A 24848-nucleotide genomic window follows, 5' to 3' on the forward strand; every position below is an offset into this window, starting at 1 on the left:
GATGGGTCTTTTGAAAGGAATTAAAATAACATGGCTAAGTGTTTTTGTTGCCCTATCGGTGATTGGTGCAGCAATTAAGATTCCAGCTGGGATTGTCACTAGTGTGGCACTAGATTCATTTCCTGCGCTACTTGCTAGTGCCTTATTAGGAGGTCCGGCTGGTGCAATCGTTGGAGGGACGGGTCATTTATTGTCAGCACTATTAGGTGGGTTGCCAATGGGGCCCTTTCATTTGGTAGTAGCGATTGAAATGGCCATTCTAAGTTATATATTTGCATTATTTTACCGCAATGGACATAGATGGATTGCTTCTATTCTCTTTGTACTTGGAAACTCGTTTGCTGCCCCACTTCCATTTCTTTTTATTATGGGGGAAGCGTTTTATTTGGCACTCGTACCTTCGCTTTTAGTTGGTTCTATTTTTAACGTAGCTATAGCGCTTATCCTCATTCCAAGATTGGCAAAAATCATACAACCTGTAAAAACATCCATGGAAAATACCAAATGAGAGATGTGCTAGTGATTCCATATAACAAGGAAGAATCACTTGTCATAGCAAGTGATAATAGCGGTGGTATTGGATTAAAGCATGAGGATTTAATTAAAGTTTCTTATGAGGATGTCGCTTATTATGCTTTAAGGGTATCGATGATGGAATGTATAGCTATAGGTGCAACGCCCTTAGCGATAATTTTACAGAATTTTTCTGGAGATCAAGTGTGGCAATCATTAGTAACAGGAATTGAAAAGGGCTTGCTGGAACTAGGCCTAACCGATTTATCTATAACAGGAAGTACAGAAAGTAACTTTGAGTTGAAGCAATCTGCAACAGCTGTATCTGTTATGGGAAAAATACATGCGAGTAAAGATATTCATACGATAGAGTTTACAGAAGAAAATCAGATAGCAGTTATCGGTAGACCGTTAGTAGGAGAAGCCGTCATTCATGATGCTCTACATATAGCTCCGCTAGCGCTATGTTCAAAACTCGCCAATATGGAAAAAGTGACAGTCATGCCTGTTGGCTCTAAAGGGATATTAGCTGAGTTAAATCAATTATTTGAGGATCGTGTCTTTGCCCTAACTGATATCACTTGCGAATTAGACTTACTCGCTTCTTCAGGTCCTGCAACCTGTTTCATTATTAGTTACACACTTGCGAATGAACAGAAAATAAAAGAAATGGCTACTGGTTATTTTTATCCTGTAAAGGTGAAGGAATGAGTTTAACTGTTTTTATAACAAGGCACGGGCAAACGGAATGGAATATAGAGAAGAGAATGCAAGGTCGATTAAACTCTCCTTTAACTGACAAAGGTAAGCAAGATGCTTTAAAACTTGGCCAGAGATTAGCGCAAACAAAATTTACAAAGGTTTTCTCCTCTCCAAGTGGTCGAGCATTAGAAACAGCACAAATCATTACAAATGGGGAAGCGATTGTTAAAGATGAGCGATTGATGGAGATTATGCTTGGGGAGTGGCAAGGGAAAACTGAAGAGGAAATTTGGGAGAATGATCCTTTATTATTTGCGCAATATTGGCAACACCCTAATGAATATGACAACCCATACGGTGAAAGCTTTCAAAATGTGATTGATCGCTTGCGTGCCTTTCTAGCAGAATTAACTTTAACAAGTGGGAATGTGTTAGTGGTCACTCATGGTGTCGCATTGAGAGCTATTTACTCTATTTGTCGCATGCTGCCAGTTCATCAATTTTGGAACGGCGCGCCAGATATTGAGGGAACAAGTTTAACAATCCTTACCTATGAATCACAGCGTTTTCAAATTGTGAAAGAAGCATGTACGGCACATTGCCAATAACTGGCGTGCGGATGCTTCTTTTTACTTTGACAGTAGTCAATGTGGCATGGTTAGAAAGTGAATATACATAAAGGTGGTAGGTCTTTTGGTTGATTTTATTTACCTAATGGCAAATCGTACGATTGTAATCGAAACGATGCGATGATTAATCTTGCCATTTATTTTAGCTAGTATAAAATATATAAATGAGGTAAAATGGGCTGGCAATCATTTGTCCTATTTAGTGAATGATACCTAATGTCAGTTCGTTAAAAAAGAAAATTTTTTATTATATATAGATAACGATTACAGATATTAATCTTTTTGTAATAGAAAACTAGAGCTTTTGTAACATAATGTTAACAGAGAAGTAAGTGAAAAAAAGTATAATAGTGGTATATCAGTAGGTAGAACAACTTCAAAGAACTTAGCATCTATATTGATGCTATCTATAGGTTGTAGCAGGAATGAAGGATATATTATTAAATATTTCAGGATAATGGGAATTAGGTCTTTATATCCTGACATGAGTTCATCTCATTGCCATTAATAGTCGATATGAGGACAATCTCCAATGACGATATCACTTTTTTTAAAGAGAGAAATGGCTATTTTTTAATTGAAGTAAGCTCCTTTTCCCATGGTTATACATACATATACTTTTATAGGCATTTATCTTGTTGAAACATTTACTCTCTTATTTTATAAAGTGGTAAAATAAATATAAGTTACTTGTTAAAATTGGAGGTTTTATTGATGACAATTAAGATCGGACTTTTGTACGGTGGGAAATCTGCTGAACATCATGTTTCTATGCAGACAGCGCTTGCCGTGATTAAAGCATTAAACACAAATAAATTTGATATTTATCCTATTTATATTTCGGAAGAAGGTCAATGGATCAAGGGGCAACAACTTACTGGGCCCGTGGAGACAGTGAAAGAATTATCTTTTTCAGAAGGCCAACAGCTATCACCTTTAGCGTTAGCACCAACCCTTTTTGAGTCACAAGAAAGTCGACCTTTTGATGTGATTTTTCCTTTATTGCATGGTCCAAATGGGGAAGATGGAACGGTTCAAGGAATGCTTGAGCTTTTGAATTTACCATATGTCGGAAATGGCGTCCTTTCTTCTTCAGCAGGAATGGATAAAGTGATCATGAAAAATATCTTTGCTCAAGCTGGATTAAACCAAGTTGATTATGTTTGGTACCTTCGAGGGGAATGGGAAACTGCGGAAGAGGATGCTTATCGCAAAGTAGAAGATACCATCGGATACCCGTGCTTTGTTAAGCCAGCAAATTTAGGCTCAAGTGTAGGGATTAGCAAATGTACGAATCGTAGTGAGCTCCATGAGGCATTCGTTGAAGCATTTAAATACGACCGTAAAATTATTATCGAACAAGGTGTAGATGCAAGAGAGATTGAACTAGGTGTAGTGGGAAATGATTATCCTGAGTGCTCTGTTGCCGGTGAAATTATTCCGAAAGATAAAAACTTCTACGATTATACGGCAAAATATGAAGATGGGAATACAATTTTAATGATTCCTGCTGATGTTACTGAAGCTGAATATAGCGAATTAGAAGCGATGGCAATTAAAGCCTTTAAAGCATTAGATTGTTCGGGACTTGTTAGAGCGGATTTCTTCTTAACAAAGGAAGGAAAAGTCTATATAAATGAAGTGAACACAATGCCAGGCTTTACACCATACAGTATGTTCCCATTACTTTGGAAGCATTCAGGTGTTGAATATCCAGCCCTTATTGAACGTCTTGTCAACTTAGCAATTGAAAGACATCAAGAAAAACAAAAAATTAAGCATACAAAGTAACTGTAAGCGGAACAGCTAAGCTGTAACGTATACAGTTACATAGAAAGATAGGCTTTGCACCCCGCAGTGCACCTGTCAAAAAGGAGGCAGGAAAAGTTGATTAAGAGAACCTTGAATGATATAGCAGAAATGATTCAAATAGAGAATGATCTTTCACCATACGGAAAAAAAGAAATTCAAGGTGTAAGTATAAATTCTCGTGAGATTACTCCAGGACAACTATTTATACCCTTTAAAGGAGAGCGAACAGATGGGCATCAGTATGTGTCGGATGCTATCGAAAAAGGAGCTGCGGCTGCTTTTTGGCAAGAGGATGTACCAAATCCACCGACTCACTTACCCATTATCATCGTTAAAGATACGTTAACTGCATTACAAGAGCTGGCAAGAGCCTATCGTAATCAGTTAAGTATAAAAGTGGTAGGGATTACTGGTAGCAATGGTAAAACGACGACAAAGGATATGATGGCGAATCTTTTAGCGTTGAAATATAAAGTCCAAAAAACCGAAGGCAATTATAATAATCATATCGGTCTTCCGCTTACCATCTTAGCGCTAGAAGAAACAACAGAGGTAGCTGTATTAGAGATGGGTATGAGTGGTAAAGGTGAAATTGACTTTCTAACTAAGCTAGCACGCCCTGATGCAACGATTATTACCAATATCGGTGAATCACATCTACAAGATTTAGGCTCAAGAGAAGGAATTGCTGAAGCAAAGCTTGAGATTATAAATGGCTTAAAGTCAGATGGATTGATGGTATACATGGGGGATGAACCCCTTTTAAGAAATTACTTTGATTCATATGAAGGGCAAGCTACGGTTAAAACCTTTGGAAGAACCGAACAAAATGACCTATATCCTGTGAATATCCAACAATTAGACAACGGTAGTAAGTTTCAGGTCAATGCGAGCGAAGTAGAATTCACTTTACCTATTTTAGGTATGCATAATGTCTTAAATGCTCTATCAGCTATGATTGTTGCACAACATTTTAATGTGTCATTTGCGGAAATGGAAGCAGGATTAGTGAAAGTGAGACTGACAAATATGAGGATGGAAATACTACAGGGTCAAAATGGCGAGAAAATAATTAACGATGCATACAATGCAAGCCCTACTTCAACACAAGCTTCAATAGAATTATTAGCGAATTTACCAGGATATAAGAAGAAAATACTTGTTCTAGGTGATATGTTGGAATTAGGGGCAGATGAAGAGAGATTTCATGAAGAAATTGGGTTATCCATCTGTGCGGAAAACATCGATGCCGTATTTACCTATGGTCGATTAGGACACTTAATTGCAAAGGGAGCCAAGGAAGTATTGTCTGAAGACCGTGTATTTGCTTTTGATGAAAAGGCGCCATTAATTGAAGAACTAAAAAAACATGTCAATGATGAAACAATTGTACTCGTTAAGGCTTCTAGAGGAATGAAGTTAGAAGAAGTCGTTGAGGGATTGCAATAATACTATACTAAAATTCAAAAAACCTTATTGTTTCACATGGAACATAAGGTTTTTTCTATCTTTTGAATTATATTATAATAATTAACATTTTTTGCGTTGTGAGGATTTAATTTTCCGTATAGAGGGTAAAAAATAAACTAGATGTTTATGTTAAAGTTGATAAGCTGTTCAATAGCCTGATAAATTTACCATTGGCGGTGTAAAAGATGATTGGATGTTTATGCATACATGGATTTACAGGTGCACCTTATGAAGTCGCCCCATTGGCGAATTATATAAAGGAACATACGGATTGGGAAATAGCGGTTCCAACATTACCTGGCCATGGAGAAAAGCAGTCCTTAAAGGGGATTGTATTTCAAAAATGGATCAATCATGCAGAGGAAGAATTAAAAAACTTACTAGAAAAATGCGAAGTTGTTTATATAATTGGATTCTCCATGGGAGGCATGATTGCTAGTGAATTAGCGGTAAAATACCCGGTAGCGAAACTGGTTTTACTTAGTGCAGCTGCCTACTATTTAAATCCTAGACAAATTTTCCTTGATATTAAAGGGTTATTAAGAGAAGGACTTCAAGGCACAAGAATAACGCAAAATCCATTATTTATACATTACAAACAAAAGATCAGCTCCACGCCGTTTGCTGCAGCTAGGCAGTTCCAAAAGCTAGTAGCGACGGTTCGCCCACGATTAAAAGAAGTGAAGGTTCCAACTTTCATCGCTCAAGGAGAAGATGATGGCATCGTTCCTGTACGCAGTGCAGATTATCTTTATAAACACATCACCTCAGAACAGAAACACAAAATTATTATTAAACGGTCAAAACATTTAATTTGTCATTGTGATGAAAGTGAGCACCTGTTTAAAGAAGTACTTCAATTTCTTTCATAACCTTTTAGTTAAGGCGATTTTCTTCAAATGAACTCTCTTTTGTCAATTGTTTATTTTTATACTACTGTCATACTATGTCCTGCTAAAGCATTGCAAATCATGCGTTGAGATGGTAATATATACAACAAAGTGTCAACAGGAACTCCATTGAAACCCGGACATACTCCACTGGTAGGAGAATGTCTTTTTTCATTACATGTCTGAATAAAAATTTCTATTTGTAATTGTTCGTTAGATTTAGGATGCGGAAGTCATCATACATTTATTTTTTTATACAAATAAGCATAGCAATTCATGCATTGGTAATAAATTCTCCCTCATCCTCTCTATAGTGGGTTTCTCTTAAATCGTTGTAATTATAACAACTTTGATTGGGGAAATTTCCTGCCTACTTGATGAAATAAAATATTTTTCAAAGAACAGAAGGAGATTGGATACATTGACTAAGTTTCAAGATTTGGGTATAAGCCCTGAAACAATGAAGTCTCTTAAGAGAATGGGGTTTGAAGAGGCAACTCCGATTCAAGCAGAGACGATTCCTTTAAGCTTGCAGAATAAGGACTTAATTGGACAAGCACAAACAGGTACAGGTAAAACAGCTGCTTTTGGTATTCCTATGATTGACCATATTGACTATAATGATAGTTTTATTCAAGGTTTAGTCATCGCGCCGACAAGAGAATTAGCCATTCAAGTGTCAGAGGAATTATACAAACTCGGTTTTGGGAAAAGAACGAGAGTGTTATCGATTTATGGTGGCCAAGATATTAACCGTCAAATACGAGCGTTAAAAAATCGTCCTCATATTATTGTCGGTACACCTGGAAGAATTCTTGATCATATTAATCGAAAAACACTAAAATTAGATCATGTCAAAAAAGTGATTTTAGACGAAGCTGATGAAATGTTAAATATGGGCTTTATTGATGATATTGAAAAAATCTTATCAAGTGTCCCAGAAGAGAAGCATACTTTACTCTTCTCTGCGACGATGCCACCAGCCATTCAACGTATTGCTGAACGGTTTATGAAAGAGCCACAAATCGTTCGAGTAAAAGCGAAGGAAATGACTGTACCACTCATTGAGCAATATTATATTGAAGTACAAGAAAAAAATAAATTTGATGTGTTAACAAGACTGCTTGATATTCAATCACCAGAACTTGCGATTGTTTTCGGACGTACGAAAAGAAGGGTTGATGAACTTTCTGAAGCCTTAAGTTTAAGAGGTTACAATGCAGAAGGAATACATGGTGACTTGAGCCAGGCTAAACGTATGTCTGTCCTTCGTAAGTTTAAAGAAGGGTCCATTGATGTCCTTGTCGCAACAGATGTAGCAGCTCGTGGATTAGATATTTCTGGTGTTACACATGTGTATAACTTTGATATACCACAAGATCCGGAAAGTTATGTTCACCGTATTGGTCGAACAGGTCGTGCTGGTAAAGAAGGAATGGCCATGACATTTATTAACCCACGTGAGAAATCATACTTACGTATCGTTGAAAAAACAACGAAAAAGAAAATGGAAAGAATGGCTGCTCCGACGTTAGATCAAGCATTAGAGGGGCAACAAAAGGCTGTTGCAGAAAAAGTCGAGCAAATCATTGAGGATAATCATCTTCAATATTATCAACAATCTGCACAACAATTACTTGAACACCACGACGCAACAACGGTAGTTCAAGCATTGTTGAAGCTCATGATCAAAGAACCGGACACGACTCCGGTAAAACTAACAGAAGAGAAACCTTTACCGGCTAAACGAGACAGAAGATCCACAGATAGAAGTAACCGTCCTAGAGGTGGGTATAGCCCGAAAGGAAGACAAAGTAACTCCTATCGCTCCCGTGATGGTAAACCTTCAGGTAAAAGGAATTATCAAGGAAATAAGAAAACAAATGCAAATAGCTATAGATAATATATTGGGAGAACCGAGCATTGAAATGAAGCTCGGTTCTTTTGTGTTATGTAGACATGTAGCAAAAGGGGTCTGTGGTGGAAGAAAATGAAAAGTCCATATAAAACTTATAGACGTTAAACTAGATGTGTTTTTATCTATAGTATTTGCTGCTGCTTCAGTATAATGGTTAATAGGATGCCAGATAAATTTAAGATGAGGTGAACGGCAGTATGATTAAAGGTTTGAACCATATGTTATTCTCTGTTTCTGATTTAGACCGTTCTATTGCTTTTTATGAGAAGGTTTTTGTAGCTAAGTTGCTTGTAAAAGGGAGAACGACAGCATATTTTGATTGTCAAGGCATGTGGATTGCCCTTAATGAAGAAAAAGACATACCTCGTCAGGAGATTGCCCAATCTTATACTCATATTGCGTTTTCTATTGATGAAGATGATTTTGAAAGTAGTTATCAACGCTTACAAGACTTAAAAGTGAATATTTTATCAGGCCGCATAAGGGACAAAAAAGATAAGCGCTCGATTTATTTTACTGACCCGGATGGTCATAAATTTGAGTTCCATACGGGTAACTTACAAGATCGATTAGCCTACTACCGACAAGATAAAGATCATATGACATTTTATAAGTAAATGAAGTAGATAGGTAAGGGATTAATCAACTTCACTCTAATTGAAACCTTTTCTTTAGATTATCGTATAGAAATAATAAATAAGAATGAAAAAATATCCAAGTTTTTACTGAGAAATAGTATGGCTTTCATGTATACTATAGTTGTTCAATAAGGAATTTTAGGGGGTTTACATATATGTTATCGAAGCCGCAAAAGCGTATTTCTAAACGGGGTCTGACTGTTTGGAAAATATCTGGTGCACTACATTCCCTTATCCCATTTGTATTGGCAATTGGCGCTATTGTTTTAACATTCATTTTTGATTGGCCGATGTGGATAATTGGTGTTGCATTAATTATATTTGCTCTTTATGCCTATTTAGCGATTAAAGTTTTTCCGACTGTGCGGTGGAAAAGGTGGCGCTATGAAGTGAGAGAGAATGAAATAGAACTACAGCATGGAATATTTATCATTAAACGTACACTCGTCCCAATGATTAGAGTACAGCATGTAGATACTCACCAAGGACCTATTCTTCGAAAATATAAACTAGCTACCGTGACGGTTTCAACTGCGGCAACTGTTCATGAAATACCCGCATTAGATCTAGAAGAAGCAGAAGAACTGCGATTTTTTATATCTAACTTAGCAAGGGTGGCTGTAGATGATGTCTGAGCCGAGAAGACTTCATCCGATTGCAGCCGTATCAAATGTACTGAAAACATTAAAGGACTCCATTATTCCCATTTTAATTATTGTCGTATTTGGTAATAGTGAAGGGAAGATTCAGCTTTTTATTACAATAGGTATTATTGCTCTTATTCTTATATCCGGTATTCTTACTTGGCTTCGTTTTACCTACAGAATAGAAGAGGGAGAATTACGAATTGAATCAGGGTTAATTATTCGGAAAAAAAGATATATCCCTTTCGAAAGAATCCAAAGTCTTGATTTATCAGAAGGTATTTTACAAAGACCTTTTGGTTTAGTGAAAATGACCATTGAAACAGCTGGTTCAGGACTAGAGGCAGAAGCTATATTGACTGCTATTTCTAAAAATGAGGCACAGCAGATTCAAGATATCCTATCACAATCTAAAAATGCACATATAGAGTTAGATGAGCAAATCAAAACAGAACAAAAAGAGGAACAAATACTTTACCAAATTAAACCTGGAGAGTTGATTTTACTTTCTTCGACCTCTGGGGGAGTAGGTGTTGTGATATCAGCTGTCTTTGCCTTTTTATCACAATTTGCTGAAGTCATTCCTTATGAGAAGGTATTTGATGAATTGAGTGTCTTTATTACAGGTGGTGTTATGCTCATCAGTTTAATGGTTTTCCTTGGTTTCGTTCTTGCTTGGCTTATTGCTCTCATTGGATCAGTGTTAAAGTATGCTAATTTCACTGTAAGAAAAGTGGGAGAAGAATTAGTTATTACCCGCGGTCTATTGGAGAAGAAGCAACTAACGATTCCCTTACATCGGATTCAAGCATTAAGGATAAATGAGAATCCAGTTCGACAAGCGATTGGCTATGCATCTGTTTACCTTGAGAGTGCAGGTGGGTCATTAAAGGATGCGGATAGCTCGAAAGTGATGCTGTTACCGATTATTAAGAAAAACCGAATCCGCGAGAAGATAGAAACTGGATTAAATGATTACCAATTGACAGATATGTTTGTTCCAGCACCAAAAAGGGCTTTACGAAGATACATATTGAGAGGATTATTTATCTCTGTTCCAGTCGCAGTTATCCTTCTTTATTTCTTCTCTGTGTGGGGTTTATTTAGTTTAGTGTTCGTTGGATTGATGCTTATTTTATCTTATTACCGTTATAAAGCAGCTGGTTGGACGATTATAGGAAATCAACTCGTTCTTCGTTCACGATTTATTTCTAAAACAACTGTTTATTTGAGGAAGAATAGAACACAATCAATTTCAATGAAAGAAACGTATTTTCAGAAGCAAAATCAGTTAGCTACTATTTCTGCTAAGGCTATGTCTGGTTCAGGTGCAACTGGAGGAGATGTGGTTGACCTAGAAGTAGAAGATGTATTATCTATATACAAGTGGTATTCTTATACTCCTGAGAATACAGAATGAGAAATAGCAAATCCGAACATAAATTGTTCGGATTTGCTGTTTGTTTGAACGATTTCATTAACGTGACAATAGACCGATAATGGCAAGAAGAATAATGCCCCCAAAGATAAGAATGGTTGATAGGGGAACGCCTTTTAATCGTCTAGCTGAAGATTTCCATTGGTTTGTTGGTCTCGTTGCATTATATCCAGATTTTAATTTCGTCTTAATCATTGCTGAACCAGTGAGGAAACCTGCTAATAGACCAAATAGATGGGCAATCACATTTACATTTGCTTGCAAGAAGGTCATAATCACACCAATAACTGTGATGGCAAGAATGAGCTGTGTATTTTGCTGTGAAAGTAAATCTCTGCGGTACACAATAATAGCAATAAAGAAACCGAAGATACCATAAATCGCCCCGCTCGCGCCAACGTGAATATATGTTAACGGTTCAAGGATGAGTGTTGCGATATTCGCGCCAATACCAGCTAGGAAGTAAACAAGGAGGAAACGCCCCTTGCCAATTGCTCTCTCAAGTGGGGGTCCAAATAACACAAGCGAGAAGCAATTAAATAAAAGGTGAGCAAATCCGCTATGCATGAAGATAGGTGTAACAAGTCGCCATAACTCCCCTTGCATAATATAAATATTAATACCTGCAAAATGCGCCATTAACCAATTGGTTGGTAGGATGGGCAAAACAGTAAGTAAATACAATACAATATTAATAGCGATAATAGAAGTAACGATGGGATAGAAGCGAATAAATTCTCTAAAGCTTTCTGTCCTGATAAACAATAATTGACTCCTCCTAAAATGTTCTCATACATTAAATATACTATAGTTTGTTTTATGCAGCATTTATTTTATTTAGAAGATGGTGATTAGAATGATTAAAGGCATTGGTATCGATATGATTGAAATACAGAGAATTAAACAATTAGTAAAAAGAAAAGAACGGTTTGTCGAACGTATTTTAACAACAAGCGAAAAAAAGAAATATGAGACTCTAACTGGGCATAGAAAAATAGAATATTTAGCAGGGAGATTTGCTGCGAAAGAAGCCTTTGCTAAAGCGAAAGGAACAGGCATCGGACAATCACTTTCGTTTCTAGATATTGAAACAGCTAACCATACGACTGGACAACCGATAATTGTTCGTCCGGTTGATGGCTGTCTTGTACACTTATCTATTTCCCATAGTAGAGAGTATGCCATTGCTCAAGTGATAATTGAAAAAGAGTAGTATTCATTAGGACAGGAAGTAAAGTTGATTATAGCTACTATTCCTTCAAATAAACGCCTGTAATTAATTACATACAAATCATCCCCAGGCTCGAAAAAATATTCTTGATCTATTAGAAGGTCTGGAATAATCTTTGAGGTTGTCTCATATATTCAATAGTGCAATGGAGGAGACAAGGCCACGGAAGCGTTTGATTGCACTGTTGATTATAAGAAAAAGGGGTTGAAGGAATGAAGAAGAAGTTTTTCTGGCTACTCATGGGACTGGCCATAACTGTCACACTAGCTGCATGTGGGACAAAATCCCAGGAGGATGTGACAAAAGATTTATCGAGCAAACTAGAATCATTAAAAAGCTATAAGGCGGAAGCGAAAATGACGCTGCAAACAGGTTCCGAGCCGCAATCCTATGATATAGAAATATGGCATAAGAACCCGGAATTTTACCGTGTGGCACTTAAAAACACTGAAAAAGATCAAAGTCAAATGATCTTAAAGAACAAAGAAGGTGTGTTTGTTCTTACGCCAGCTTTGAATAAAAGTTTTCGCTTCCAAAGTGACTGGCCAAACAATAGTAGTCAAGCGTACCTTTATGAGTCATTAATTGAAGATATTCAAAATGATAAGGAAGCAAAATTTAAAGCAACGGAAGATCATTATGTTTATGAAACAAAAACGAGTTATCAAAACAATCAAATGCTACCTCTCCAAGAGATTACCTTGAATAAATCGGATCTATCTCCAGTTAGTGTAAAGGTAATGGATGCAGAAAGAACACCAGTTGTGACGGTAGATTTCTCCAATGTGAAATTTAATGAAGAACTAGATAATAAAGATTTCGATACGAAGAAAAATATGACAGGTGCGCAGTTAGAATTCCCAGTCATGGCTGAAGTAGCAGAAGAAGAAGATTTCACTGTCTTCTATCCAGAATCGCTACCTGAAGTTGAACTTGTTTCTGAAAAAGAAGTAGAAACAGAAGAAGGTAAACGTGTCATTCTAACCTATGAAGGTGAAGACAAATCATTCACAATGATTCAAGAGAAGGCTGTTATTGTTCAAACCTCTGGTGGTGAAGAGGCGATGATGAATGGTGACCCTGTTGACCTTGGCTTCACGGTAGGAGCCGTATCAGATAATATGGTATCCTGGACGCAAAATGGCGTGGATTATATGATTGCATCGACAAACCTATCGAAAGAAGAAATGATCCAAATTGCACAGTCTGTACAAGGGGAAGTTGTAAAATAAATATAGATAAGATAAACCCGAGGTAGATTCCTCGGGTTTCTTTGCGTTGTTTGCGGTTTCTACGGATGATAATTTTGCCAATATTAACGCCATATCATCTAGATTAATTGGTAATCAAAGGTAACTTTAAGTTACCATGTTTAACATACTTCTTAAATTACATCTTACACTGCTTTTACTTCACTCGGTCTAAGAAGAAAGTTTGTCTTTTCTGTTATACGTTAATGTGACATAATCAAATAATAGAAGGAAAAGTATAAAGAGGAAGTGGACGGTATGAATCAACAGGTCCCATATTTTCGTGATACTTGGGCAGAGATAAATTTGGATTATATCACATATAATGTAGAGTCAATGATTAAACATATTGAAGAAGAAGCAGAGTTGTTTGCAGTTGTGAAGGCAAATGCATATGGCCATGGAGATATAGAGGTAGCCAAGACAGCTCTAAAGGCTGGTGCCACATACTTAGCGGTGGCGACATTGGATGAGGCTTTTGCTCTTAGAAATAAAGGGATTGACGCTCCGATATTAGTTTTAGGGCTCACACGACCAGAGGATGCTGGGTTAGCCGAACAAGCAGCAATTACTTTAACTGTTTGCCAAGCTGAGTGGCTGAAGAAAGCTGCACCATTCATAAGTAAAGAAGTAAAAGTTCATGTGAAAATGGACTCGGGGATGGGTAGATTAGGGATTAAATCAAAAGAAGAATGGGGAATATTTCAATACCAACTACAGCAAGGAAAGTTCCATGTTGAAGGAGTTTTCACGCATTTTGCGACAGCAGATGAACTTGAGACATCCTATTTTAATGAACAGTTAAGCACCTTTAATGAAATGATAAGCTGGATGGATGAACAACCAAGATATATTCATGCTAGTAATAGTGCAGCTGGCATGAGACATCCTGAGGCGAAATTTAATGCAGTTAGATTTGGGATTTCAATGTATGGCATGTCACCATCTTCTGAAATTAAAAATCATTTACCTTTTAAATTAAAAGAGGCGTTTTCACTTCACACGAAAATTGTTCATGTGAAAAAATTGCAACCGGGCGAGAAAGTGAGTTACGGAGCAACGTACGAAGCTGAAAAAGAGGAATCAATTGGTACCTTGCCAATCGGATATGCGGACGGGTGGATTAGGAGGTTAGCAACACAAGAGGTCCTTGTTAATGGAAGAAGAGTAAGTATTGTCGGCAGAATTTGTATGGACCAATGCATGATTCGTATTAGTGAGGAAGAGCAAATTGGAGATGTCGTTACGTTAATCGGGACTCAAAATAATCAGACCATCTCTGTAGATGACATAGCTAACACACTTGAAACAATTAATTATGAGGTAACTTGCCAAATAGGTATGCGCATACCAAGAATCTATATTCAGGATCAAACAAAAATTTCTACAAGAAATGGGATTCTTTAATGCATATCAATGAACATGTTGGTAGATAATAGTTATTAATAATTTGGGAAATTATCACTGAAATTCCTAGGAAGACATTGAAAGAAAATGCAACTGTTTTTATGGATAATTTCTTACTAAATAAAAAACCCCCTTTGCAGCCTAAGAGAATAATGGTAATATGAAAATTGGTAGATATAAAAAATATGGTGTGTAGTGATGGTGGAGGTGTATGTTTGTGTCTGAATCCAGCGCAACAACAGAAATAGTGGTGAAGCTGCCGCAACATCTATTAACGGAATTAGATGGTTATGCGAAGCAAGAGAACGTAAACAGAAGTGAGTTTATTTATCAAGCAACGAAAATGTATTTGCGTGAACGGAAGAAAAGACATATTCGTGAGTCCATGAGACGTGGTTACATGGAAATGGCAAAATTAAACTTGACGATAGCATCTGAAGCATTTCAAGCGGAATACGAGGCAGAAAACGCAGTTGAACGTCTTGTAAGCGGAGGCTGATCCTTTGATTGTTAAACGTGGTGACGTTTATTTTGCAGACCTATCCCCAGTTGTTGGCTCAGAACAAGGCGGTGTCCGTCCAGTACTTGTTATACAAAACGACATCGGGAATCGGTTTAGTCCCACAGTAATCATCGCAGCAATTACCGCTCAGATTCAAAAAGCAAAGCTGCCTACTCACGTTGAAATTGATGCGAAGCGATATGCTTTTGAAAGAGATTCAGTAATATTGTTAGAACAAATTCGTACAATTGATAAGCAGAGATTAACCGATAAAATCACCCATCTTGATGACGAAATGATGGATAAGGTAAATGAAGCCTTACAAGTCAGTTTAGGTCTTATAGAATTTTAGAAAACGCTCAAAAAAGTTGGGGCGTTTTTTTATATGCTTCCTAATCTTAAACAAGTCCATTTATTGTAATGATAGGACTTATTAATATATGTAATACACTTATTGAAACGGGCTTAAACTTTAAATCCCCCAATTTTATATTTGAGATATTATTCTGAACAAAAAGAAATAAAAAGAATTTAATGTTTTAGGTTTGATAATAAGCAAAAAAGGGTACACACTTAATTTGGATATATTGTTAAAGACGTTTAAAATAGAAAGCGTTATAATATAAGGCAATAGTTGTAGATTTTTGCTGGATTTTTTACAATCATGTAGATTTTTTTACAATCAATGATAATAAGGAAAAACTAACCAATAGATGTGCTAGTATAGGAGGTAAGGGAAGACAAATGACTTTGAAATATATTCAACACAATAAAGAAGATATTTTTAAAGAATGGTTGAACCGATTAAAAGAGGATTCTGACGAAACAATTACCAATGTCATCCTAGATCAAAACTTCGAGACATATGGAAGAGAGTTAGTGGAGCTCGCTATCTTGAAAATTTCTGGCAAAAAGGACGAGTATGAGCGTCAATCAGAGAATTTTTCAGATAGAATTGTCAGTTTAGGCTGGCCTCTACGTTTTGTCGTAAATGCTCTAGATGTACTGGGCGATGTTGTATTTGATGAAATGGTCAAAGATAAGTATATTCGTCCAGAGAATGAAGCGAAAGTGATGCATGATTTGAATCATTGGTTAAAAGCGATGAATAGTGAAATAATTAATGATTACACTGTTTCTTGGGAAAGAACGATCGCTAATCAAAAGATTGCATTGCAAGAACTATCGGCACCTTTAATTCCTGTATTTGAAGGCATTACAGTTATGCCATTAATTGGGATGATTGATACAGAACGAGCGAAGCAAATTATGGAAAACCTTCTTCAAGGTGTGGTAAAACATCGTTCAGAAGTTGTCTTGATTGATATTACAGGTGTCCCTGTTGTTGATACAATGGTTGCTCACCATATTATCCAAGCAGCAGATGCAGTCCACTTAGTAGGAGCAAAATGCATGCTTGTAGGTATTCGTTCGGAAATTGCGCAAACGATTGTGAGCCTTGGTATCGACTTAAACCGAATTATTACGAAAAATACAATGAAATCAGGCGTAGAAGCAGCATTGGAAATGACTAAACGTAAAATTGTGCCATTGGAGGGGTGACGTTTTGAGAATTCCGATTTTAAAACTACATGATTGTTTACTTGTTTCTATTCAATGGGAACTAGATGACCAGACGGCACTTCAATTTCAAGAAGACTTGTTAAAGAAAATACATGATACGAGTGCAAATGGTGTTGTAATCGATTTAACATCAATAGATTTTATTGATTCTTTTATCGCTAAAGTATTAGGTGATGTGATTGAAATGTCCCATTTAATGGGTGCTAAAGTTGTCATTACAGGCATTCAACCAGCAGTAGCAATTACGTTAACTGAATTAGGAATCGGTCTGAATAATGTATTGACCGCCCTAGATTTAGAAAAAGGTTTGGAGAAATTACAACAGGAATTGGGGGAATAGCCGAATGGACAACCAATCCTGCGTTAAAATAATCAATGAATGGGATATCGTTTCAGCGCGTCAGCTTGGTAGAAATGTTGCAAAAGAGCTGGGCTTTGGGACGGTTGACCAAGCAAGAATTACAACAGCAATAAGTGAACTTGCGAGAAACATATTCTTATATGCAGGTCAAGGTCAAATTTGTATAGAGAAGCTCTATGAGAATGGCAAAACGGGACTAAGACTATTATCGATTGATAGTGGTCCAGGTATTAAAGATTTGCGCCAAGTAATGGAGGATGGATATTCGACATCGGGCGGACTAGGAGCAGGTCTCCCAGGGGTAAAAAGACTGATGGATGATTTTCAAATAGATTCAAGCCCGGGTGAAGGTACAGATATAAGGGCGATTAAATGGCTCCGTTAGGGGGAACTTGAGATGGATTTCAGACAGAAATTGGAGTCCAAATATAGAGAGATATTAACGAATTATTTAGCTGACCGCTCAGAGCAGGCATTATATCAAGGACAAAAGTTAAGTAGGAATGCAATTGAACGGAACATTCCTCCAGAGGAAATTGTCAGCATCCATAGAAATATTATGGCTGAGATGTTTCCAGAAAAATTTAACGATAGAATGCAGGAGTCTTTTGATATACTGCTTGAAGTGATGGTGGCATATGGTTTTGCTTACCGCGAACACCAAAATTTAAAGCATATTCAACAGGAATTAAGAACCGAAATGGAAATCGCGGCTAATGTGCAAAAAACATTGCTTGGGACAGAGATTCCATGTAAAAAAGACATGGATATTGGAGCAATCAGCGTCCCAGCAAAACATATGAATGGTGATTATTTTAATTTTGTTGAGGATGAAAATAATAGTGTGAGCATCGCAATAGCTGATGTTATTGGAAAAGGGCTACCAGCAGCCCTTTGTATGTCTATGATTAAATATGCTATGGACAGTTTACCAGAAAATCGTAAAACGCCTACTCTGGTGTTGGAGAATCTAAATCGTGTTGTGGAACAAAATGTTGATTTAACGATGTTTATTACGATGTTTTATGGCACATATCATATTGATCATCATATCTTTTCCTATGCCTCTGCTGGGCACGAACCAGGCTTGTTTTATCATGCGGAAACACAGACATTTTCTGAGTTGCCTGCAAAGGGTCTATTATTAGGTATTGAAAAGAACACGAAATATAGAAAGTACGAAAAAGAAGTGATGCCTGGGGATATGATTATTTTGATGTCTGATGGCGTAACTGAATCAAGAACAAAAGAAGGCTTTATTGAACGTGAAGAATTATTAGCCTTAATTGAGAAAAACATACACTTAAAAGCACAAAATATTGTGCAAAACGTATATAAAGAACTTGAAAAATTACAAGATTTCCAATTAAGGGATGATTTTACTTTAATTATATTAAGAAGAAATGTTTAAGCTAAAATTAAAAGGGTAAATGAGGAGTAACCAGCTATTCCTAAAAGGTGGGCAAAATATGAACATTAATATAGATGTAAATCATAATCAAAATATTACTGAAGTAACTGTAGGTGGAGAGATTGATGTATACACTGCACCAGAATTAAAGAAAGAACTTATTCCGCTTTCTGAAAAAGATAATGTGGAGATGATTGTTGATCTTTCGGGTGTATCCTATATGGATAGCACCGGCTTAGGTGTTTTTGTAGGACTTTTCAAAAATGTACGTGCGCACGATGGTCAATTTAAAATCATTGGGCTTTCTAGTCGTTTAAAAAGGCTGTTCGAAATTACTGGTCTTGCTGACATTATTGATATCAGCACCAAAATGGAAGGTGAAAAGAAATGACCGAGTCGTACGACTACATTGAGATGAAAATCCCATCGAAGCCGGAATACGTCGGTATTATTAGATTAACCTTATCTGGTATTGCCAGTAGAATGGGATTTAACTATGACGAAATTGAAGATTTGAAGATTGCAACGAGTGAAGCTTGTACAAATGCAGTTCAGCATGCATACAAAAACAACGAAAATGGTGAAGTGCTTGTAGGATTCGGCCTTTATAAAAATAAATTAGAAGTCATGGTTGCGGATGAAGGTGAGAGCTTGGATTTTCAACAAGCAAGAGACAGTGCAGGTCCTTATCAAGCAAATGATTCTGTTGAATTTTTACGAGAAGGAGGATTAGGCCTTTACCTAATAGAAACATTAATGGATGAAGTGAAAATTCATCATCAAAAAGGTGTAACAGTCTTTATGACTAAGTACCTAGAAGGAGAGCAGGTGGAGAGTGATGCAGAAGCAATCTCAACCTAAACAACGATCAAAAGAAGAGATTAATGATCTCATACAACAATATCAATTACATCAGGACGAATACGCACAGGAACAACTTGTTGAACAGTATTACAAATTGGTTGAATCCATCGCACGAAAATACTCTAAAGGTAGACCTTATCACGAAGATATTGTTCAAGTAGGTGTGATTGGACTACTTGGTGCGATTCGTAGATATGACGCTTCTTTTGGCAAAACGTTTGAAGCATTTGCTATTCCGACAATCATCGGTGAGATTAAACGTTTCTTACGCGACAAAACTTGGAGCGTGCATGTACCGAGACGAATAAAAGAATTAGGGCCAAAGATCAAAGCTACGGCGGAAGAATTAACAACTACTTTGCAACGTTCGCCTAAGGTCGAGGAAATTGCGGATGCTCTAGAAGTAACAGAAGAAGAAGTTTTAGAAGCAATGGAGATGGGCAAAAGTTATCAGGCGTTATCAGTTGACCATTCCATTGAAGCTGATTCCGACGGTGGTACTGTTACGCTCCTGGATATTGTCGGTAATGTGGATGATGGCTATGAAAAAGTCAATCAAATGCTCGTACTTGAAAAAGTGTTGCATGTTTTATCAGATCGAGAGAAACAAGTTATCCAGTTTACATTCCTAGAAAATCTAAGCCAAAAAGAAACAGGGGAAAGACTGGATATTTCTCAAATGCATGTATCAAGGCTGCAAAGAAGAGCAATTAAAAAATTGCAAGAAGCCATCCATGCTGAAAATGAAGGTTCGGAGTATATTCTATGATGAATGATCCACATCAAATGGACGTCATTACCGATCAGCTTGCTAAACGTGGTCAGTCCGTTTGTGGTGATTCTTTTTATTATCACACAACTGATGATTATTTTATTTGTGTATTAGCTGATGGTTTAGGTAGTGGAGAATATGCAAATGAAGCTTCATCTGCTGTTGTCAATACCGTTAGAGAAAATCACGATTTAGATATTTCAACCATTATGGATTTAAGTAATCAGTCACTTTTACATAAAAGAGGCGCTGCGGTAGGTGTGATTAAGATTAATTTTCACACAAAAGAATTAGCCTACTGTTGTACTGGAAATATTCGTTTTTTCTTTTATGGGGATACTGAGAAGCTCATTTACCCACTGCCAACATCGGGTTATTTGTCAGGAAAGCGTCAAGCATTTAAAATTCACCGTTTTGATTATACAAACGGAATTAAATTCTTGATGTTTTCAGATGGATACCCCATTTCTGGTATAAAAAAACTGATGAATAAATATTTACCAATCGAAGCAACTGCGAAGTTAATTAGGGCGCAGAACATGAATCTTATAGACGATGCAACATTTATAATCGGAAGCTTGCAATGATTGTTTCAATCAGCAAGCTTTTTTTTGCTCTTTAAAACACGAATCAAGACGGGGCTATAGCCAAAAATGCTTTACCTTTAAAATTTTGGTAGAATAAAGCAATAGTACAGTTTGCACTCAGGAAGGTGAAGAGACATGGATGATAAGAAAGATATTTTTGGACGAATAGCAAAAGAATTTTCATTATCCACAAAACAAATTGATCGAACCATCGCGTTAATTGAAGAGGGAAATACCGTTCCGTTTATTGCGCGTTATCGAAAAGAAATGACCGGTGCGTTAAATGAAGTACAAATCAAAGATATTGTTGAAAGATGGCAATACATACAAAACGTGAAGCAGAGAAAACAAGAAGTACTTAGGTTAATAGAAGAGCAAGGGAAATTAACCCCGGAATTATCTAATCAAATAGAAAAAGCGGAGAAATTGCAGGAAGTAGAAGATTTATATCGTCCGTACAAACAAAAAAGAAGAACAAAAGCAACCGTAGCGAAAGAAAAAGAGCTAGAACCATTAGCTACTTGGTTATTATCCTATCAAAATGATGATACGCCTGAAGAAAAAGCAACACACTTCCTAAATGAGGAAAAAGGTGTCACAACAGTTGAAGAAGCGCTTCAGGGGGCGCGAGATATTATTGCAGAAATGGTATCTGATGATGCGCAAAGTAGGAAGTGGATTCGCGAAAAAACATATAAACAAGGAATTATTGAATCAGCTGTTAAAGATGAAAGCATCGACGAAAAGCATGTGTATGAGATGTATTATGAATATAGTGAAAACGTAGGTAAAATTGTTCCTCACCGTATACTAGCATTAAATCGTGGGGAAAAAGAAGGCGTACTTAAAGTCAGTATTAAGGTGGAACAAGAGCCAATTTTACAGTATTTAAATCGAAAATGGATCACTGTATCAAAACATATCAATGCACCATTTGTGGAAGAAGCGATTGAAGATGGTTATAAACGCTTAATTCAACCATCAATTGAAAGAGAAATAAGGGCTGAACTAACCGAAAAAGGTGAGGAACAGGCGATTAAAATTTTCTCTGAAAATCTTAAGAATCTCCTTTTACAACCACCACTAAAAGGGAAAGTCGTCCTTGCGGTAGATCCAGCTTATCGTACAGGCTGCAAATTAGCGGTCATTGATGAAACAGGTAAGGTATTAAAGATTGATGTTATCTATCCTCATCCGCCTGTTTCTAAATTAGGTGTAGCCAAAGACAAAGTCCTTTCCATGCTCAAAGCATATGAAGTGAAGATGGTGGCTATAGGTAATGGAACGGCATCAAGAGAGACAGAACAGTTTATTGCTGACTTGCTGAAAGAATTAAATGAAGAAATCTATTATTTAATCGTAAATGAAGCGGGGGCAAGTGTCTATTCCGCATCTGATATTGCACGTGAAGAATTCCCTGACTTTCAAGTTGAAGAAAGAAGCGCTGTTTCAATCGGGAGGAGACTACAAGATCCACTTGCTGAACTAGTAAAAATTGACCCTAAATCAGTTGGTGTCGGTCAATACCAACATGATGTCTCTCAAAAAAGGTTAACGGAATCATTAGATTTTGTTGTCGAGACGGCTGTAAACCAAGTTGGAGTGAATGTGAATACAGCTTCTCCGTCACTATTACAACATGTAGCTGGTTTATCGAAGGCTGTCGCAACGAATATTGTTAAGAAAAGAGAAGAAGAAGGCAAATTTACTAATCGGAAACAATTAAAGAAAATTCCTCGCTTAGGCGCGAAGACGTACGAGCAAGCCATTGGATTCTTGCGAATTGTTGATGGAGAGGAAGCATTAGACAGAACATCGATTCACCCTGAAACCTATGGGGAAGTAAGTAAATTGCTTAAAATGTTAAAGATGAATTCTAACCATTTAGGCTCTGCACAATTAATAGAAGCGTTAAGCCAGTTATCTATAAAAGAAACAGCAGAAGAATTAAATATTGGTGAATTAACGCTCAAGGATATAATTGATGCATTAATGAAACCTGGTCGAGACCCTAGGGATGAATTACCTGCTCCGCTATTAAAGAAAGAAGTATTAAAGCTGGATGATTTGAAGGAAGGGATGGAACTTCAAGGGACCGTCCGAAATGTAGTTGATTTCGGAGCTTTTGTAGATATTGGCGTGAAGCAAGATGGTTTAGTCCATATCTCAAAGCTAAGTAATCGGTTTGTGAAACATCCGTTAGATGTCGTATCTGTTGGTGATGTTGTGACTGTATGGGTCGATTCGGTTGATCAACAAAAAGGCAGAGTGGCGTTAACCATGCTCCAACAAGGTCAATAAATAAGCATAAAAAGCCGTGGGATTTTTCCAACGGCTTTTTATGTATATCATTGTGGGTTTGAGAAGGAGTTTTCTACGTACCAGAACAATGCTTCTTTCTATAAAAGTACCAGCATTGATTCAATAATTTGATTTGATAACGGTCCTTCTCTAAGAAAGCACGTTTCATTTGGTTCTGTAACCAAACAGGCATGGAATAGCCTCCTTTCTCTCACTTTCCACGGTCCTTTATGCTATGCTAATGTATATCAATTGTATGCGCTTATAGGTTGTCACGTGCTAATTTTATCCTTGAAAGGAGTGAAGAAATGAGTGATAAGGAATTACAAAGGTTAGTTGAAGAAGTATCTTTGAGGTGGTTCGATCTTCCTTTTCGTCATACAGCGAAATTCAATAGTAGATTAAGAACAACCGGAGGACGATATATGCTGACTGATCATCGCATTGAAATTAATCCTACATATTATCAGCATCTAGGAATGGAAGAATTAGTTGGTATTATTAAACATGAACTATGTCATTACCATCTGCATTTGGCTGGGGCAGGCTATCAACATCGAGATAGTGATTTTCGGAGGCTAATGGCTAAAGTAGGTGCACCAAGGCATTGTTCGTCTTTACCTCAGAAAGTTTCTTACATTATGTATAAATGCAACCAGTGCAATCAACTCTATAGAAGGAAACGTCGAATAAACACAAACAAGTATAGATGTGGCCAATGTATGGGCAAATTAGTGTTAATATCTACTGATAAAAATAATTGAAATTCATGCTTGACTTTTCACATGGTGGTAATTATAATTTAAAGAGTCGATAAGGCAGTGCTTGTTGACTACATATTCTCTTTTAACATATTCCGCAGTAGCTCAGTGGTAGAGCATTCGGCTGTTAACCGAACGGTCGTAGGTTCGAATCCTACCTGCGGAGCCATTTTGGAGAAGTACTCAAGTGGCTGAAGAGGCGCCCCTGCTAAGGGTGTAGGTCGGGCAACTGGCGCGAGGGTTCAAATCCCTCCTTCTCCGCCATTCTTATATACATATTTGTTTTTCTTTTTTTATGTTATGGCCCCTTGGTCAAGCGGTTAAGACACCGCCCTTTCACGGCGGTAACACGGGTTCGAATCCCGTAGGGGTCATCTTTTTAAAGGTTAGGTCCGGTAGTTCAGTTGGTTAGAATGCCTGCCTGTCACGCAGGAGGTCGCGGGTTCGAGTCCCGTCCGGACCGCCATATCTTAATAATGGGCTATAGCCAAGCGGTAAGGCAACGGATTTTGATTCCGTCATTCGCAGGTTCGATCCCTGCTAGCCCAGCCATTTTTATGAGCCATTAGCTCAGTTGGTAGAGCATCTGACTTTTAATCAGAGGGTCGAAGGTTCGAGTCCTTCATGGCTCATCTTAAACAATTTATGCGGTCGTGGCGGAATGGCAGACGCGCTAGGTTGAGGGCCTAGTGGGTGAATAACCCGTGGAGGTTCAAGTCCTCTCGGCCGCACCAAAAAGATTTAAAAAAATACTTGACTCATTAAAATTAGTGTGATATTATAATAGAGTTGCTTCAAGGCGCCCGTAGCTCAATTGGATAGAGCGTTTGACTACGGATCAAAAGGTTAGGGGTTCGACTCCTCTCGGGCGCGCCATATACTTACGGGAAGTAGCTCAGCTTGGTAGAGCACTTGGTTTGGGACCAAGGGGTCGCAGGTTCGAATCCTGTCTTCCCGACCATGCAAAACCAACAAATTAATTAAATGCGGGTGTAGTTTAGTGGTAAAACCTCAGCCTTCCAAGCTGATGATGAGGGTTCGATTCCCTTCACCCGCTCCATTACCGAAAAGATTGTTCTTTGAAAACTGAACGAACGTAAAACGTCAAGCGTAATTCTAAAAAAAGCTGATTTATCAGCAACAAAGCACCATAGGTGCAAATG

At 37.4% G+C, this 24848-nt stretch carries 27 protein-coding genes and 10 tRNA genes; 35 read left to right on the forward strand and 2 right to left on the reverse strand.

Going from position 1 to position 24848, the window contains the following annotated elements; translation table 11 throughout:
• Window position 1 precedes the first annotated feature (1 nt).
• The 10 genes from MHI57_RS17615 (at window position 2) to MHI57_RS17660 (ending at window position 10636) form a co-directional block, all read left to right on the forward strand.
• On the forward strand, window positions 2-508 hold the full coding sequence (locus tag MHI57_RS17615; protein ID WP_322910317.1) for an ECF transporter S component: 507 nt from the start codon (window positions 2-4) through the stop codon (window positions 506-508).
• Window positions 505-1224, forward strand: a complete 720-nt coding sequence (locus MHI57_RS17620) for an ATP-binding protein (protein WP_095370837.1) — start codon at window positions 505-507, stop codon at window positions 1222-1224. Before MHI57_RS17615 ends, MHI57_RS17620 begins: the two co-directional genes overlap by 4 nt.
• Complete coding sequence (locus MHI57_RS17625) at window positions 1221-1823, forward strand: histidine phosphatase family protein (protein ID WP_095370836.1); 603 nt, start codon at window positions 1221-1223, stop codon at window positions 1821-1823. Before MHI57_RS17620 ends, MHI57_RS17625 begins: the two co-directional genes overlap by 4 nt.
• 735 nt (window positions 1824-2558) lie before the next feature.
• Window positions 2559-3635 carry a D-alanine--D-alanine ligase gene (locus MHI57_RS17630; RefSeq protein ID WP_307315436.1) on the forward strand — a complete coding sequence of 359 codons (1077 nt, stop codon included), beginning with the start codon at window positions 2559-2561 and terminating at the stop codon, window positions 3633-3635.
• Window positions 3636-3731: 96 nt separating this feature from the next.
• Window positions 3732-5105, forward strand: coding sequence for a UDP-N-acetylmuramoyl-tripeptide--D-alanyl-D-alanine ligase (locus MHI57_RS17635; RefSeq protein WP_307315433.1), 1374 nt, complete (start codon window positions 3732-3734; stop codon window positions 5103-5105).
• A 206-nt stretch (window positions 5106-5311) separates the two neighbouring features.
• Window positions 5312-5998 (forward strand): alpha/beta hydrolase, encoded by a 687-nt coding sequence (locus MHI57_RS17640; protein ID WP_095370833.1) that lies wholly within the window; start codon window positions 5312-5314, stop codon window positions 5996-5998.
• Between the two features lie 439 nt (window positions 5999-6437).
• Window positions 6438-7919: a DEAD/DEAH box helicase gene (locus MHI57_RS17645; RefSeq protein WP_095370832.1), complete on the forward strand. Its 1482-nt coding sequence runs from the start codon at window positions 6438-6440 to the stop codon at window positions 7917-7919.
• Window positions 7920-8131: 212 nt separating this feature from the next.
• The gene (gene fosB, locus MHI57_RS17650; protein ID WP_322910321.1) at window positions 8132-8551 is read left to right on the forward strand and encodes a metallothiol transferase FosB; all 420 of its coding nucleotides are present in this window, start codon (window positions 8132-8134) and stop codon (window positions 8549-8551) included.
• A gap of 176 nt (window positions 8552-8727) precedes the next feature.
• The gene (locus MHI57_RS17655) at window positions 8728-9207 is read left to right on the forward strand and encodes a PH domain-containing protein (protein ID WP_095370830.1); all 480 of its coding nucleotides are present in this window, start codon (window positions 8728-8730) and stop codon (window positions 9205-9207) included.
• Window positions 9200-10636 carry a PH domain-containing protein gene (locus MHI57_RS17660; protein ID WP_340977533.1) on the forward strand — a complete coding sequence of 479 codons (1437 nt, stop codon included), beginning with the start codon at window positions 9200-9202 and terminating at the stop codon, window positions 10634-10636. The genes MHI57_RS17655 and MHI57_RS17660 overlap by 8 nt, the downstream gene beginning before the upstream one ends.
• 57 nt (window positions 10637-10693) lie before the next feature.
• Here the strand turns inward: MHI57_RS17660 and MHI57_RS17665 are convergent, their stop codons facing one another.
• Window positions 10694-11419, reverse strand: a complete 726-nt coding sequence (locus tag MHI57_RS17665) for a rhomboid family intramembrane serine protease (RefSeq protein ID WP_340977534.1) — start codon at window positions 11417-11419, stop codon at window positions 10694-10696.
• Between the two features lie 91 nt (window positions 11420-11510).
• Here MHI57_RS17665 and acpS point away from each other — a divergent pair, with 91 nt between their 5' ends.
• The 14 genes from acpS to MHI57_RS17735 all read left to right on the forward strand — a co-directional run bounded on the left by acpS (window position 11511) and on the right by MHI57_RS17735 (window position 22924).
• Window positions 11511-11867, forward strand: a complete 357-nt coding sequence (gene acpS, locus MHI57_RS17670; RefSeq protein WP_095370827.1) for a holo-ACP synthase — start codon at window positions 11511-11513, stop codon at window positions 11865-11867.
• A gap of 230 nt (window positions 11868-12097) precedes the next feature.
• Window positions 12098-13117: a LolA family protein gene (locus MHI57_RS17675; protein WP_095370826.1), complete on the forward strand. Its 1020-nt coding sequence runs from the start codon at window positions 12098-12100 to the stop codon at window positions 13115-13117.
• A gap of 276 nt (window positions 13118-13393) precedes the next feature.
• The gene (alr, locus tag MHI57_RS17680; RefSeq protein ID WP_340977536.1) at window positions 13394-14542 is read left to right on the forward strand and encodes an alanine racemase; all 1149 of its coding nucleotides are present in this window, start codon (window positions 13394-13396) and stop codon (window positions 14540-14542) included.
• Window positions 14543-14759: 217 nt separating this feature from the next.
• The gene (locus MHI57_RS17685; protein ID WP_095373546.1) at window positions 14760-15041 is read left to right on the forward strand and encodes a CopG family ribbon-helix-helix protein; all 282 of its coding nucleotides are present in this window, start codon (window positions 14760-14762) and stop codon (window positions 15039-15041) included.
• Between the two features lie 4 nt (window positions 15042-15045).
• Window positions 15046-15396, forward strand: a complete 351-nt coding sequence (locus MHI57_RS17690; protein WP_095370824.1) for a type II toxin-antitoxin system PemK/MazF family toxin — start codon at window positions 15046-15048, stop codon at window positions 15394-15396.
• A 392-nt stretch (window positions 15397-15788) separates the two neighbouring features.
• A complete protein-coding gene (locus tag MHI57_RS17695; RefSeq protein WP_095370823.1) occupies window positions 15789-16607 on the forward strand; it encodes an STAS domain-containing protein in 819 nt (272 codons plus the stop codon).
• A gap of 4 nt (window positions 16608-16611) precedes the next feature.
• Window positions 16612-16968 carry an STAS domain-containing protein gene (locus MHI57_RS17700; protein ID WP_066192954.1) on the forward strand — a complete coding sequence of 119 codons (357 nt, stop codon included), beginning with the start codon at window positions 16612-16614 and terminating at the stop codon, window positions 16966-16968.
• Window positions 16969-16972: 4 nt separating this feature from the next.
• Complete coding sequence (locus MHI57_RS17705) at window positions 16973-17374, forward strand: anti-sigma regulatory factor (RefSeq protein WP_095370822.1); 402 nt, start codon at window positions 16973-16975, stop codon at window positions 17372-17374.
• A 12-nt stretch (window positions 17375-17386) separates the two neighbouring features.
• Window positions 17387-18400, forward strand: coding sequence for a PP2C family protein-serine/threonine phosphatase (locus MHI57_RS17710; protein ID WP_095370821.1), 1014 nt, complete (start codon window positions 17387-17389; stop codon window positions 18398-18400).
• A gap of 58 nt (window positions 18401-18458) precedes the next feature.
• The gene (locus MHI57_RS17715) at window positions 18459-18791 is read left to right on the forward strand and encodes an anti-sigma factor antagonist (protein WP_095370820.1); all 333 of its coding nucleotides are present in this window, start codon (window positions 18459-18461) and stop codon (window positions 18789-18791) included.
• Complete coding sequence (rsbW, locus tag MHI57_RS17720) at window positions 18788-19261, forward strand: anti-sigma B factor RsbW (protein WP_095370819.1); 474 nt, start codon at window positions 18788-18790, stop codon at window positions 19259-19261. The genes MHI57_RS17715 and rsbW overlap by 4 nt, the downstream gene beginning before the upstream one ends.
• The gene (gene sigB / locus MHI57_RS17725) at window positions 19239-20033 is read left to right on the forward strand and encodes an RNA polymerase sigma factor SigB (protein WP_095370818.1); all 795 of its coding nucleotides are present in this window, start codon (window positions 19239-19241) and stop codon (window positions 20031-20033) included. Before rsbW ends, sigB begins: the two co-directional genes overlap by 23 nt.
• Window positions 20030-20623, forward strand: a complete 594-nt coding sequence (locus MHI57_RS17730) for a PP2C family serine/threonine-protein phosphatase (RefSeq protein ID WP_224938125.1) — start codon at window positions 20030-20032, stop codon at window positions 20621-20623. The genes sigB and MHI57_RS17730 overlap by 4 nt, the downstream gene beginning before the upstream one ends.
• Before the next feature lie 135 nt (window positions 20624-20758).
• Window positions 20759-22924: a Tex family protein gene (locus MHI57_RS17735; RefSeq protein ID WP_340977541.1), complete on the forward strand. Its 2166-nt coding sequence runs from the start codon at window positions 20759-20761 to the stop codon at window positions 22922-22924.
• Window positions 22925-22997: 73 nt separating this feature from the next.
• Here the strand turns inward: MHI57_RS17735 and cmpA are convergent, their stop codons facing one another.
• Window positions 22998-23117 (reverse strand): cortex morphogenetic protein CmpA, encoded by a 120-nt coding sequence (gene cmpA / locus MHI57_RS17740; RefSeq protein ID WP_095370816.1) that lies wholly within the window; start codon window positions 23115-23117, stop codon window positions 22998-23000.
• 115 nt (window positions 23118-23232) lie between these two features.
• Between cmpA and MHI57_RS17745 the strand changes: the two genes are divergently transcribed.
• From MHI57_RS17745 to MHI57_RS17795, 11 genes are all read left to right on the forward strand, one after another.
• On the forward strand, window positions 23233-23688 hold the full coding sequence (locus tag MHI57_RS17745) for a SprT family protein (protein WP_340977542.1): 456 nt from the start codon (window positions 23233-23235) through the stop codon (window positions 23686-23688).
• A 91-nt stretch (window positions 23689-23779) separates the two neighbouring features.
• Window positions 23780-23854 (forward strand) — tRNA-Asn (locus MHI57_RS17750).
• A gap of 4 nt (window positions 23855-23858) precedes the next feature.
• A tRNA-Ser gene (locus tag MHI57_RS17755) sits at window positions 23859-23949 on the forward strand.
• 38 nt (window positions 23950-23987) lie between these two features.
• Window positions 23988-24059: transfer RNA gene (locus tag MHI57_RS17760), tRNA-Glu, on the forward strand.
• 15 nt (window positions 24060-24074) lie between these two features.
• A tRNA-Asp gene (locus MHI57_RS17765) sits at window positions 24075-24151 on the forward strand.
• Window positions 24152-24162: 11 nt separating this feature from the next.
• Window positions 24163-24237: transfer RNA gene (locus tag MHI57_RS17770), tRNA-Gln, on the forward strand.
• 7 nt (window positions 24238-24244) lie between these two features.
• A tRNA-Lys gene (locus MHI57_RS17775) sits at window positions 24245-24317 on the forward strand.
• A gap of 15 nt (window positions 24318-24332) precedes the next feature.
• Window positions 24333-24419: transfer RNA gene (locus tag MHI57_RS17780), tRNA-Leu, on the forward strand.
• A 65-nt stretch (window positions 24420-24484) separates the two neighbouring features.
• A tRNA-Arg gene (locus MHI57_RS17785) sits at window positions 24485-24561 on the forward strand.
• An 8-nt stretch (window positions 24562-24569) separates the two neighbouring features.
• A tRNA-Pro gene (locus MHI57_RS17790) sits at window positions 24570-24646 on the forward strand.
• A 25-nt stretch (window positions 24647-24671) separates the two neighbouring features.
• Window positions 24672-24745: transfer RNA gene (locus tag MHI57_RS17795), tRNA-Gly, on the forward strand.
• Window positions 24746-24848: the final 103 nt, after the last annotated feature.

It is taken from the genome of Cytobacillus sp. FSL K6-0129 (assembly GCF_038007625.1).
In the GTDB taxonomy this organism is placed as follows: Bacteria; Bacillota; Bacilli; order Bacillales; family Cytobacillaceae; genus Cytobacillus; species Cytobacillus kochii.